The following is a 10,189-nucleotide window of genomic DNA, read 5'->3' as shown; positions in this document are numbered from 1 at the left end:
GCTCAACCGACTGCGCCGTTCCCCGCGCCCCAGAAAAGGGGGGGCGGGGAACGGCGCAGTCTTTGCCCTTCAGGGGCGCGGGGAACTGCGCGACCGGCCCCCACCGGCCCGCAGAAGAACCACTACCCCCAAGTGATCAGCCGCTTCGGCTGTTCGAGAACCGCAGCCACATCCGCAAGCACCTTCGACCCCAGCTCCCCGTCGACCAGCCGATGGTCGAAGGACAGCGCAAGCGTCGTGACCTGCCGGGCCTTGACCTTCCCCTTGTGCACCCACGGCTGCGGCTTGATGGACCCGACGGCGAGGATCGCCGACTCACCGGGGTTGAGGATCGGCGTACCCGTGTCGACCCCGAACACCCCGACGTTGGTGATCGTCACCGTCCCGCCCTGCATGGCCGCCGGCGACGTACGCCCCTCACGGGCCGTGCCGACCAGCTCGCCCAGCGCCTCGGCCAGCTCAGGGAGCGTCTTGGCGTGCGCGTCCTTGATGTTCGGGACGATCAGACCGCGCGGCGTGGCCGCCGCGATGCCCAGGTTCACATAGTGCTTCCGCACGATCTCCTGGTTGGCCTCGTCCCATGAGGCGTTGACGTCCGGGTGGCGCTTGATGGCGACCAGCAGGGCCTTGGAGATCAGCAGCAGCGGATTCACCCGCAGCCCCTGCATGTCCTTGTCCTGCTTGAGCTCCTCGACCAGCTTCATCGTGCGCGTCACGTCGACCGTGACGAACTCGGTGACATGCGGCGCGGTGAACGCCGAGCCGACCATCGCGGCCGCGATCGCCTTGCGGACCCCCTTGACCGGGACACGGGTCTCCCGCACACCGTCGTACGAGGCGGCTGGGGCGGACGAGGCGAGCGGGGCCGCGGCCGGAGCGCCGAGGGGCGCCGGTGCCGTCGCGGGCGCCGCGGTGACCGCGGGTTCCTGGACGGAGGCCGGGGCCGGAGCGGGGGCGACCGCCGCGTGCACGTCCTCGCGGGTGATGATCCCGTCCGGGCCGGAGGGCGTGACCGCCGCCAGATCCACCCCGAGGTCCTTGGCCAGCTTGCGCACCGGAGGCTTGGCGAGCGGACGGGCCGCGGGGGCCGCGTGTCCGTTCAGCTCGCCGTTGACCGCGGCGGCTGCCGCGGCCACCTCCGGCTGCTGGGCCGGCACACCCCTGCGGGGGCGGCGCTTGGTGGAGGCCACCGAGACCCCGTACCCGACGAGAACCGGCTTGCGGCCTTCCGGCGCGGGCTCGGCCTCCGCGGAAGCCGCAGGAGCCGGAGTCGCGGCCACAGCCGCCGGGGCAGGAGTCACCGGGGCGGTCGCAGCCGCGGCCGGAGCCGTTGCGGCAGCCGGAGCGGCCGACTCGGCCGCGTCGGCCGAAGCCGCTCCGCCGCCCACCTGCACCGCGATGATCACCTGGCCGACGTCCACCGTCGTCCCCTCGGGGAAGCGCAGCTCGTGCACCACCCCGTCGTAGGGGATCGGCAGCTCGACGGCGGCCTTGGCGGTCTCCACTTCGCAGACCACCTGCCCGTCGGTCACCGTGTCACCGGGCTGGACGTACCACTTGAGGATCTCCGCCTCGGTCAGGCCCTCGCCCACATCGGGCATCTTGAACTCGCGCAGCCCCGAGGCCGTTTCAGTCATCGTCGTCACGACCTTCTCCTCAGTACGCCAGCGAGCGGTCGACGGCGTCGAGCACCCGGTCCAGGCCCGGCAGGTACTCGTCCTCCAGGCGGGCCGGCGGATACGGGGCGTGATAGCCGCCGACCCTCAGCACCGGTGCCTCCAGGTGGTAGAAGCTCCGCTCGGTGATGCGGGCCGCGATCTCCGCGCCCGTCCCGAGGAACACCGGCGCCTCGTGCACCACGACCAGGCGGCGGGTCTTCTCGACCGAGGCCTGGATGGCGTCGAAGTCGATCGGGGACATCGACCGCAGGTCCAGCACTTCGAGGGACTTGCCCTCTTCCTGTGCCGCCGCCGCGGCCTCCTGGCAGACCTTCACCATCGGCCCGTACGCGGCGAGCGTCAGATCGGTGCCCTCGCGGACCACGCGCGCCTTGTGCAGCGGGGAGGGGATCGCCTCGCGGTTCACCTCGGACTTGTCCCAGTAGCGCCGCTTCGGCTCGAAGAAGATCACCGGGTCGTCGCTGTGGATGGCCTGCTGCATCATCCAGTAGGCGTCGCCCGCGTTCGACGGGGAGACCACCTTCAGGCCCGCCACGTGCGCGAAGAGCGCCTCGGGGGACTCGGAGTGGTGCTCGACCGCGCCGATGCCGCCGCCGTACGGGATGCGGATGACGACGGGGAGCTTGATCTTGCCGAGCGCCCGCGCGTGCATCTTCGCGAGCTGCGTGACGATCTGGTCGTACGCCGGGAAGACGAAGCCGTCGAACTGGATCTCCACGACCGGGCGGTAGCCGCGCAGCGCGAGGCCGATCGCGGTACCGACGATGCCCGACTCGGCGAGCGGGGTGTCGATGACCCGGTCCTCGCCGAAGTCCTTCTGCAGGCCGTCCGTCACCCGGAACACACCGCCGAGCTTGCCGACGTCCTCACCCATGATCAGGACCTTGGGGTCCGAGTCGAGGGCCGTGCGCAGCGATTCGTTGATCGCCTTGGCCAGCGCCATCTTTTCCGCTGTCATCGCTGAATGCCCTCCCCTTCATCGGCGAACGACGCCTGGTAGGCGGCGAACTGGGCCCGCTCCTCGTCGACGAGCGCGTGCCCGTCCGCGTACGCGTTCTCGAAGATGGCGAAGCGGTCCGGGTCCGGCATGGCACGGACGACTTCGCGTACTCGTTTGCCCAACGCCTCGCTCTCGGCTTCGAGTTCCGCGAAGAATCCCTCGTCCGCGTGGTTTGAGGCCTCCAGGTACGTGCGCAGGCGCAGGATCGGGTCCTTCACCTCCCACGCCTCGCGCTCCTCGTCGGCCCGGTACTTGGTCGGGTCGTCGGAGGTGGTGTGGGCGCCCATGCGGTACGTGAACGCCTCGACGAGGGTCGGCCCCTCGCCCCGGCGGGCCCGCTCCAGCGCCCACTTCGTGACGGCGAGGCAGGCGAGGACGTCGTTGCCGTCGACGCGGACGCCCGGGAAGCCGTACCCCTGCGCGCGCTGGTAGAGCGGGACGCGGGTCTGGCGCTCGGTGGGCTCGGAGATGGCCCACTGGTTGTTCTGGCAGAAGAACACGACGGGCGCGTTGTAGACCGCGGAGAAGGTGAACGATTCAGCGACGTCGCCCTGGCTGGAGGCGCCGTCCCCGAAGTACGCGATCACGGCCGAGTCGGCGCCGTCCTTGGCGACGCCCATGGCGTAGCCGGTGGCGTGCAGCGTCTGCGAGCCGATGACGATCGTGTACAGGTGGAAGTTGTTGCTGTTCGGGTCCCAGCCGCCGTTGTTCACGCCGCGGAACATGCCGAGCAGGTTGGCCGGGTCGACGCCGCGGCACCAGGCGACGCCGTGCTCGCGGTAGGTCGGGAAGACGTAGTCGTCCTCGCGGGTGGCCCGCCCGGAGCCGATCTGGGCGGCCTCCTGGCCGAGCAGCGAGGCCCACAGGCCCAGCTCGCCCTGGCGCTGCAGGGAGGTGGCCTCGGCGTCGAAGCGCCGGGTGAGCACCATGTCGCGGTACAGGCCGCGCAGCTCTTCGGGGGTGATGTCGGCTACGTACGCGTCATATTCGCCATTCTTGACGCGCTTCCCCTCGGGGGTCAGCAGCTGTACGAGGTCCGGCTGGGCGCCCGGCGGCTTCTTCGCAGCGGTGCGCTTTGTACCGGCGCTGCGTCGCGGCTTGCGCGCGGCAGTGCTCTCCACGGTCACGTGTGCTCCTCCGTCGGTCCGGCCCCCGGGGTTGCCGGGAACTGGGGTTCCCCCAGCTCGTCGAGAGCCGGGGGAGCGGCTCGCCTGGTCCTCGTACCCGTGCACGGGGTGGGTGCCCTCGGCCGGGAACAGGCGTGACAGGTGCCCCGGCGAGCGCCCTGCAACAAGCACGTTACCCAGTGCTTCACATTTCTGTGAAACCCCTCCTGACCTGCGTTTTTGCTCGGAGTTCCAAGTACTTTCCACTCGGACTTCCAAGTACCTCGCGCGCGTCGGGAACAGTCGCTGGTCACAGCACTGGTAACAGCCTGGCAGGGGGCCGGAACACCGGCACGTTATCCCGGTCACCCCGGGGACGGGAAGGGCTCGACTGGCGCAAGCGGAAAGATCGTGTGTGAGACTGGCTCCGTGCGCGAAGAGGGAAAAATCACTGTTTTTCTTCTCGACGACCACGAAGTGGTCCGCCGGGGAGTTCATGAGCTGCTCTCGATGGAGGACGACATCGAGGTGGTCGGCGAGGCCGGTACGGCGGCCGACGCGCTGGCGCGAATTCCGGCCACGCGCCCCGACGTCGCCGTGCTGGACGTGCGGCTGCCGGACGGCAGCGGGGTGGAGGTCTGCCGCGAGATCCGCTCCAAGGACGAGTCGATCAAGTGCCTGATGCTCACCTCCTACGCCGACGACGAGGCGCTCTTCGACGCGATCATGGCGGGCGCCTCGGGTTACGCGCTCAAGGCGATCCGCGGCGACGAACTGCTCTCGGCGATCCGTGACGTGGCGGCCGGCAAGTCCCTGCTCGACCCGGAGGCGACCGCCCGTGTCCTGGAACGGCTGCGGGACGGCGGCAGCCCCAAGGGGGACGCCAGGCTCGCCAAGCTCACCGACCAGGAGCGCAGGATCCTCGACCTGATCGGCGAGGGGCTCACCAACCGTGTGATCGGCGAGCGGCTGCATCTCGCGGAGAAGACCATCAAGAACTACGTCTCCAGCCTGCTGGCCAAACTCGGCATGGAGCGGCGCGCGCAGGCGGCCGCCTATGTGGCCCGCATGCAGGCGGGCCGGCAGCAGTGAGCTGAAGCCCCCTCGCGGCGAGCCCTCCTCGTGGCGAGCGGCGGGAAACGGGACCTACGGCCCGCGTGCGGGGGTCCGGCGGCCTCTTCTCCCTGCTCCCCCGGTGCCGCAGATTGGGGGCATGCCGACCGACCAGCACATCGCCGCCGGCCTGCTCGGCCGCGTCGAGTACGGCCGGGTGGCGGCCAGCGTGCGCGCCCTGCCCTTCCTGGCACCGGCCCGCCATATCGTCGTGGCCGACCGCGTCCTGCTGAGGATGCACCGGGGCCACGGCCACCACCAGGTGTGCGCGGGCAGTGTCGTCGCGTACGGCGCGGACAACCTGGGCTCCGCCCCCGCGGGCACGGAACGCTGGTCGGTCCAGGTCGTCGGGTGGTGCGAGAGCGCCCGGCCGACCGACGCCCAGCTCGAACGCTTCGGCCCCGGCCCGCTGCGCGTGGACGGCAGCCCCTTCGAGGCCGTCTACCTGGAGATCGCGCCCAGCATGGCCACCGTGCACTCCCTGGGCATCGCCCTGGAGCACTCGAACGAGCACAATAAGTAATGAGCACGATACGGAGGGTCCCTCCGGTGCCCTAACATCTGGCGCGTGCCGCGCTCATCTGTTTCACCCGCTCCCTCTCCCGCACCCCCGCTGGGCGCCCTGCTGCGCCGGTACGCCGCCGGGGCGCCGCTGGCCTGCGAACCCGTCGACCAGGGGCTGCTGAATCGCGGCTACCGGCTCGCCACCACCCGGGGCCGGTACTTCCTCAAGCACCACTTCGACCCCGAGACGGCCGACCCCGCGGCGATCGTCCGCCAGCACCGCGCGACCCAGCGGCTCGCCGACCTGGGCGTCCCGGTGGCCCCGCCGCTGACCGGGAAGGACGGCCGCACGGTCGCCGTGATCGGCGGCCACGCGTACGCGCTGCACCCCTGGATCGACGGACGGCACCGCGGCGGCGCCCAGCTCACCCCCGAGCAGTGCCGCCGCCTGGGCGCCCTCCTGGGGGTCGTCCACGCGTCCCTGGAACAGGTGATGCCCCCACGGGAGTCCGAGGAGCGGGCCGACAGCGCCGACCCCGTGGACACCTTCGCGCTCATCGACGACCTGCTCGCCCGGGTACGCCGCCACCGCCCGGCCGACACCTTCGACGAACTGGCCCGGCACCGTCTCCTGGAGCGGCGCACCCTCCTGGAACGGCACGCGGACCGGCTGCCCCCGCGGGGCGGCTCGGTGGGCTGGGTGCACGGGGACTTCCACCCCTTCAACGTGCTCTACAAAGGAAGTGCCCCCGCAGCGATCGTCGACTGGGACCGGCTCGGCGTCCAGCCGCAGGCCGAGGAGGCGGTACGGGCCGCCGTGATCTTCTTCGTACGCCCCGCCGGCACGCTCGACCTGACGAAGGTACGGGCCTACGCGCGCGCGTACCGGCGCTCCGCGCGGGCCACCCCGGCCGAACTCTCGGCCGCCGTGCACCGGGTGTGGTGGGAGCGCCTCAACGACTTCTGGATACTGCGCTGGCACTACGAACGCGGGGACACCCGGGCCGACCCGCAGTTCCCCGCGGCCTCCGCGCTGGCGGTGTGGTGGACCCGGGAGTACGACGCGGTGTGCGAGGCCTTCGTGGGGTGAGGCCGGGGTCGAGCACCCGTCCGGGACCCCGCCCGAACGCCACGCGCCGGTGGCGCCCTTACCCGGCCACCACGCGCGCGTGGGGGACGCTTCTTCAGGGGCGGGCCGGAGGGTCAGCCCTCGGCGCCGGGCTCCCCGTTCGTGTTGCCGCCGTCGCCCGCCGGTTCCGACGCGGTCGGCTCCTCCTCCGTGGGAGTCGGCTCCTCCTCCGTCTCCGTAGGAGTGGGCTCCTTCGTCGTCGGGTCGGCCGAGGGCTTCGACTCGGTGGGCGAGGGCGAGTACGTCGGCGACGGCTCGTACGACGGCGTGTAGTCCGAGTTGCCGCCCGTGCTCGTGTCCTCGTCCGTCTCCTCGTCCGTCGGCTCGTCCGAGGTGTCCTCGCTCGGGGTGGAGTCCTTCTCGGTCTCCGAGGCGGTCGGCGTCGTCTTCGTGCCGGCCCCGCCGCCACCGCCGCCACCGCCGTTCAGCGCCAGCGCCACACCCGCCGCGATCGCTATCACCGCGAAGACGGCGAGGATCCACATCTTGCCGCGGCCACTGCCGTGGTTGCCGTGGCCCTCGAACCCGCCGTCGTCGCCTCCGCCCATGCCCGGGGGCAGCAGCGGTGACGGGATCTGGGCGGTGCCCGAGTCGCCGGGGTGCGGCAGCCCGGCCGCGCCCGCGAGACCCAGCGCCGGAGTGGTCATGCCCTCGTGCGCGGCGACCGGGCCGGTGTTCCAGGTGCCGGTGTGGCCGCCCTGGTCGTACAGCATCTGCAGCCCGTACTGGACGAGGCCGCGCATCTCCTCGGCGGTCTGGAACCGGTCGTCCGGCTCCTTCGCGAGGGAGCGCATGACCAGGCCGTCGAGCTCCGGCGGCGTCGCGTCCGAGACCTCGGACGGGGGCACCGGAATGTCCTGGACGTGCTGGTAGACCACCGACAGCGGGGTCTCACCGGTGAACGGGGGCCGCAGCGCGAGGAGTTCGTAGAGCAGACAGCCCGTCGCGTACAGGTCGCTGCGGTGGTCGACCGCCTTGCCGAGCGCCTGCTCCGGAGAGAGGTACTGGGGCGTGCCCATGACCATTCCGGTCTGGGTCATCGTCGACTGGGCGCCGTGCAGGGCGCGCGCGATGCCGAAGTCCATCACCTTGACCGCACCGGTGTCGGTGATGATCACGTTCGCGGGCTTGATGTCCCGGTGCACGATGCCGTGCTGGTGCGAGTAGGCGAGCGCTTCGAGCACCCCGGAGACGATGATCAGCGCCTGCTCGGGCCCCGGGGCCTCGGCGTTGATCAGGAGGTCGCGGATCGTGCGGCCCTCGACGAGCTCCATCACGATGTACGGGACGACCTGGTGGGGGAGGACGTCCTCGCCCGAGTCGTACACCGCCACCACCGCATGGTGGTTGAGGCCGGCGACCGACTGGGCCTCGCGTGTGAAGCGGGCCTTCGAGGTCGGGTCCTCGGCCAGGTCGGAACGGAGCAGCTTGACCGCCACGGTCCGCCCCAGCCGGACGTCCTCGGCCGCGAACACCTCGGCCATACCACCCCGGCCGAGTCTGTGGGTGAGCCGATACCGGCCGTCCCCGACCAGTCCGCCGTTACCCCACAACTCCGGCGCATCTGACATACCGCCGCCAGTCGCCTCGGGGTCGGACGGGCCCTGAGCGCGCTGCTGCTGTGCCATCAGTCCTCGCCGTCGTTTCTGTCCGCACCGGTCGACGTAGTACGCGCGGTGGTTGTTACGGTCTCCGTCGGGCCACGCTACAGCCTCCACGCGAAGCGCCGGTCCGTGATGGACCCGCTCGCGGAACCCGCGGCAGGTCCGCGGGTGCACATTGTGTGTACCGGCCGTACAGCACCTGTAACGCTTCCGCGACGCTTCCTTCGCGTACGGTCACGGAACGGGCACCGAGCTTGACGTGTCAGTGCCCTCCGGCAGACTTGGCCTGAATAACACCAGAGATCACCGGCCGCGGGAGCCACACCAGACGACTTTCGCCCGCGTGACGGCGCACTGCCGATGGGGGACGCGGAAAGATGAGCCAGGACGGCGGACACGGGCGGTACGTGGGGCGATCGGTCGCCGGCGGGCGCTATCAGCTGCGCGACCTGCTCGGCGAGGGCGGCATGGCGTCCGTGCACCTCGCCTACGACTCGGTGCTCGACCGGCAGGTCGCGATCAAGACACTGCACACCGACCTCGGCCGTGAGCAGGCCTTCCGCGAGCGATTCCGCCGCGAGGCCCAGTCGGTGGCCAAGCTCACGCACACGAACATCGTCTCGGTCTTCGACACCGGCGAGGACACCCAGCTCGAAGGCGGCTCCGGGGCGCCGACCCCGTACATCGTCATGGAGTACGTGGAGGGCCGTCCGCTCGGCTCGGTCCTCGACCAGGACGTCGCGCAGTACGGCGCCATGCCCGTCGACAAGGCCCTGAAGATCACCGCGGACGTGCTGGCCGCCCTGGAGATCAGCCACGAGATGGGGCTGGTCCACCGCGACATCAAGCCGGGCAACGTCATGATGACGAAGCGCGGCGTGGTCAAGGTGATGGACTTCGGCATCGCCCGCGCCATGCAGTCCGGTGTGACCTCCATGACCCAGACCGGCATGGTCGTCGGCACTCCGCAGTACCTCTCCCCCGAGCAGGCCCTCGGCCGCGGTGTCGACGCCCGCTCCGACCTGTACTCGGTCGGCATCATGCTCTTCCAACTGGTCACCGGGCGGCTGCCGTTCGAGGCGGACTCGCCGCTGGCCATCGCGTACGCGCACGTCCAGGAGACGCCCGTCGCGGCCTCCTCGGTCAACCGCTCGCTGCCCCCGGCCGTGGACGCGCTGATCGCCCGCGCGCTGAAGAAGAACCCGAACGAGCGTTTCGTCAGCGCGGAGTCGATGCGCGACGAATGCCTGCGCGTGGCCCAGTCCGTGCAGGCCGTGCCCCCGAGCATCGTTCCGGGCGTGCAGACGTCCAGCGGAGCCGGTGTGGGCTCCGCGGTGTTCCCGCCGGTCGACCATTCGGCGCAGGCACCGCAGGGCAACGTACAGACGCCGTACCAGCCCGGCCCCTACGGCCCGTCGACGCCCGCGCCCACTCCGGCGCCGAATCCCGCGCACGCGCCGGCTCCGTCGTACGGCTATCCGCAGCAGGGCGGCTACCCGACCCCGCACCAGACCGCCGCGTACAGCCCGCAACAGGGTCTGACGACCCCGCCGCCGTACACGATGTCCCCGCAGTCCGCGGGCGGGTCCGGCGGTGGCCGCAAGAACAACATGCCGGTGATCGTGGGCTCGATCGTCGTCGCGCTGCTCGCCGTCGGCGGGCTGATCACCGCTCTGTCGATGAGCGGTGGCGACGACGACAAGAAGACGGACGCCGCCAACAGTGCCCGCGCGTCGGCCTCCGAGGAGGCGGCCGGGGAGAACCACAAGGGTCCGGACACCACGAAGAAGATCGACACGACCGAGTGCACGGAGCCCGACGAGTCGTACAACGACGCCGACAAGATCAAGGTCCCGAACTTCAAGTTCAAGAACATCGATTCCGTGAAGGCGTGCTTCCAGGCGGCGGGCTGGCAGTACGAGGCCAAGTCGGTGGACGAGAACGCGTACGGCGAGGGCACGGTCATGACCCAGATCCCCGAGGCGGAGACGGACGTCGACCCCAAGAGCATGCCGAAGATCCAGCTCTACGTGTCGACGGGCGACCCGGCCTGA

The 10,189-nt window shown here is 70.9% G+C and carries 8 protein-coding genes; 4 read left to right on the top strand and 4 right to left on the bottom strand.

From position 1 onward, the window contains the following. Nucleotides 1–122: 122 nt before the first annotated feature. The 3 genes from ACFVH5_RS13865 to pdhA are packed head-to-tail and all read right to left on the bottom strand — an operon-like array spanning nt 123 to nt 3,806. Nucleotides 123–1,646 (bottom strand): dihydrolipoamide acetyltransferase family protein, encoded by a 1,524-nt coding sequence (locus ACFVH5_RS13865; protein ID WP_385833791.1) that lies wholly within the window; start codon nt 1,644–1,646, stop codon nt 123–125. A gap of 10 nt (nt 1,647–1,656) precedes the next feature. Then, complete coding sequence (locus ACFVH5_RS13860; RefSeq protein WP_107017908.1) at nt 1,657–2,637, bottom strand: alpha-ketoacid dehydrogenase subunit beta; 981 nt, start codon at nt 2,635–2,637, stop codon at nt 1,657–1,659. Next, nucleotides 2,634–3,806, bottom strand: coding sequence for a pyruvate dehydrogenase (acetyl-transferring) E1 component subunit alpha (pdhA, locus tag ACFVH5_RS13855; protein WP_385833790.1), 1,173 nt, complete (start codon nt 3,804–3,806; stop codon nt 2,634–2,636). The genes ACFVH5_RS13860 and pdhA overlap by 4 nt, the downstream gene beginning before the upstream one ends. 408 nt (nt 3,807–4,214) lie before the next feature. Between pdhA and ACFVH5_RS13850 the strand changes: the two genes are divergently transcribed. From ACFVH5_RS13850 to ACFVH5_RS13840, 3 genes are all read left to right on the top strand, one after another. Further along, the gene (locus ACFVH5_RS13850) at nt 4,215–4,877 is read left to right on the top strand and encodes a response regulator transcription factor (protein ID WP_267028235.1); all 663 of its coding nucleotides are present in this window, start codon (nt 4,215–4,217) and stop codon (nt 4,875–4,877) included. 121 nt (nt 4,878–4,998) lie between these two features. Further along, on the top strand, nt 4,999–5,421 hold the full coding sequence (locus ACFVH5_RS13845) for a pyridoxamine 5'-phosphate oxidase family protein (RefSeq protein WP_385833788.1): 423 nt from the start codon (nt 4,999–5,001) through the stop codon (nt 5,419–5,421). A 45-nt stretch (nt 5,422–5,466) separates the two neighbouring features. Beyond that, nucleotides 5,467–6,492 (top strand): phosphotransferase, encoded by a 1,026-nt coding sequence (locus ACFVH5_RS13840; protein WP_385833786.1) that lies wholly within the window; start codon nt 5,467–5,469, stop codon nt 6,490–6,492. 113 nt (nt 6,493–6,605) lie between these two features. On the opposite strand, the gene ACFVH5_RS13835 is transcribed toward ACFVH5_RS13840, so the two are convergent. Then, nucleotides 6,606–8,159, bottom strand: a complete 1,554-nt coding sequence (locus tag ACFVH5_RS13835; RefSeq protein WP_385833785.1) for a protein kinase — start codon at nt 8,157–8,159, stop codon at nt 6,606–6,608. Nucleotides 8,160–8,512: 353 nt separating this feature from the next. Here ACFVH5_RS13835 and ACFVH5_RS13830 point away from each other — a divergent pair, with 353 nt between their 5' ends. After that, nucleotides 8,513–10,189, top strand: coding sequence for a protein kinase (locus tag ACFVH5_RS13830; protein WP_385833783.1), 1,677 nt, complete (start codon nt 8,513–8,515; stop codon nt 10,187–10,189).

The organism is Streptomyces sp. NPDC127119, assembly GCF_042677425.1.
In the GTDB taxonomy this organism is placed as follows: Bacteria; Actinomycetota; Actinomycetes; order Streptomycetales; family Streptomycetaceae; genus Streptomyces.
This window is presented reverse-complemented; position numbering and strand designations above follow the sequence as displayed.